The 781-nt window shown below is 52.6% G+C and carries 1 tRNA gene and 1 rRNA gene; both read left to right on the forward strand.

From position 1 onward, the window contains the following. The first annotated feature begins 5 nt into the window (after positions 1-5). Positions 6-81: transfer RNA gene (locus tag NKJ57_RS30815), tRNA-Ala, on the forward strand. Positions 82-505: 424 nt separating this feature from the next. Further along, a 23S ribosomal RNA gene (locus tag NKJ57_RS30820) occupies positions 506-781 on the forward strand; the annotation flags it as partial.

The raw sequence follows: 781 nt of genomic DNA on the forward strand, positions 1-781 counted from the left end.
TATCAGGGGCCGTAGCTCAGCTGGGAGAGCGCCTGCTTTGCAAGCAGGATGTCGTCGGTTCGATCCCGTCCGGCTCCACCACTTCCACGCAATCCGCAGGATTGTCGTGTCGCGCGATCCGCAGGATCGTCGCCTTGAAGTGTGTCGAGTGAGGGTGGTCAAAAAAGTCATTCGTATAAAGGTTTGTGGTGAGCTTCTTGGCTTGCCGCTTGTTCTGTTTTGACATCGTAAAGAGAAGATTTGTTCGAACTTCATGAGCCGAAAGGTTCGTGATTTGTCGCGGGAGACGCTCAATCTCCCGCATATGATGGGTTTGCCTAACCGCACCCTCGAACCGATCTCGAGAAGCTGGTCTTTTTGTGCCAATGACATCAAGCGCCAATCCCGCACAGGATTGCGCTTATGCGACGATCCCTTTGGGATCGCGCGGACGCTAATCCCGCAAGGGAGAGGCTGAAGCGACGATCTCTTCGAGATCGCGCGGGTGGGCATTGGCAATGAGAACGATCAAGTGTCTTAAGGGCAATTGGTGGATGCCTTGGCATGCACAGGCGATGAAGGACGTGATACGCTGCGATAAGCTACGGGGAGGTGCGAATACCCTTTGATCCGTAGATTTCCGAATGGGGAAACCCACCTAAGGTACTTGGAAAATCAGAGCTGCAGGGTGACTTGCTGCTGTGGTTTCCAAGTATCGATAATAGGTAACTTATCCTGAATACATAGGGATAAAGTGGCGAACGCGGGGAACTGAAACATCTAAGTACCCGTAGGAAAGGAC

Source organism: Mesorhizobium sp. M0077 (genome assembly GCF_040322955.1).
Lineage (GTDB): Bacteria > Pseudomonadota > Alphaproteobacteria > Rhizobiales > Rhizobiaceae > Mesorhizobium.